Genomic DNA, 1,302 nt, shown 5'->3' with positions numbered 1-1,302 from the left:
AATACCAACGAACAGCCCAAAGAATGATTTCACCTTGAAAGTGCCGACCATGGAAGGGATTCATCTGCTGTATCTCGAAATAAATAAGATATTTAGCTTATCATGTCAGCCTATTTGCAACAGTGCCCGTCAATCTCGATTGACAACATGCCGGGCACCGACATGGGTGGCTATGCTGGTTTCAACGACAAGGTGAACAACCACTATGCCCGCATCTTCGGCAGTGGTTTGCTGTTGTCGGTCTTCTCGGCCGGTATCCAGCTCTCGCAGCCGCAAGCCAGCAACGGCGAGAACTACAGCAGTTCGCAAATCATCGCCGGTTCGCTGGGCCAGCAGATGGGCCAGATCGGTATGCAGATGGCACAGCGCAACATGAATATTCAGCCGACGCTCGAAATCCGTCCGGGTTACGAGTTCAACATCATGGTGACCAAGGACATCATCCTGCCGACGTGGGAAGGGCACCCGATGGCCGGTCAGTCCGGCAAAGGCTGCAACTGAGGGCGCGGCCGTTCGCGGCCGTATTCTTTTCTGACGTAAGGAGAACAACGTAATGGCGAATAACCAAGCCCCGAGCTGGAAAAACCCGACCCCTGCGCCGGGGGTCAAGATGATGCCCGAGGGTTCGCGCAAGGTGTGCGTGCTCAACGGCAGCCGCCAGATAGATCAGGTCATCAAAGGCGAGTGGACGACGCTCAAAGTGCTGCCGGAAAGCGGTCTGTCCAAGGGCATCTACCAGCTCGGCGAGGCCACCAAGGCCAGCAGCGGCAAAGATGCGTCTTTCACCGGGCAGGTGCTGTTCAGTGACAGCAAGGCGGTCTACCAGCTTTCCGGCAAGGGCGTGGTCGAACACCCGCGCTCGGCCTTCGCCGAGCTGGAAGCCAAGGGCGAGAAAATCGTAGACGGGCGCACCTACACGGTGGCTTACGCCAACGGCAGGGGCGTGGCCACCAACGCGCAGGCGGCGAACGTCGCCCCGGCGCGCACCGCGTCGAAAGGGCACGGTGCCTCGATGTGATCAACGGGCGGCCAACTGGCCGCCCTTTTTCCGATGAAGTGGGAGTGCATGACCATGGAAAGAAAAATCGCGTTTTGGGCTGTTGGTATGGTGGGGGTCGTTTGCGGGAAGGGGCGGAATCCTACGCTAAGGCTTTGGCCAGCGATATTCTCCGGTGAGATTGATGTGTTCCCAGGGGATAGGAGAAGTCGCTTGATATCTAGTATGACGTCTGTCGCACCTGCTTGATCGCGGCCGCGATAGCTAGATCGCGTTGCTCCTCTTCTCCATCCGCGTTCCAAGCT

General features: G+C 57.9%; 2 protein-coding genes. Both read left to right on the top strand.

From position 1 onward, the window contains the following. Positions 1-147: 147 nt before the first annotated feature. A complete protein-coding gene (locus HX743_RS16070; RefSeq protein WP_205733969.1) occupies positions 148-501 on the top strand; it encodes a TrbI/VirB10 family protein in 354 nt (117 codons plus the stop codon). A gap of 52 nt (positions 502-553) precedes the next feature. Further along, positions 554-1,018 (top strand): KfrB domain-containing protein, encoded by a 465-nt coding sequence (locus HX743_RS16065; RefSeq protein ID WP_042088840.1) that lies wholly within the window; start codon positions 554-556, stop codon positions 1,016-1,018. Positions 1,019-1,302: the final 284 nt, after the last annotated feature.

Source organism: Acinetobacter sp. Swhac1, assembly GCF_013390985.1.
Lineage (GTDB): Bacteria > Pseudomonadota > Gammaproteobacteria > Pseudomonadales > Moraxellaceae > Acinetobacter > Acinetobacter towneri.
This window is presented reverse-complemented; position numbering and strand designations above follow the sequence as displayed.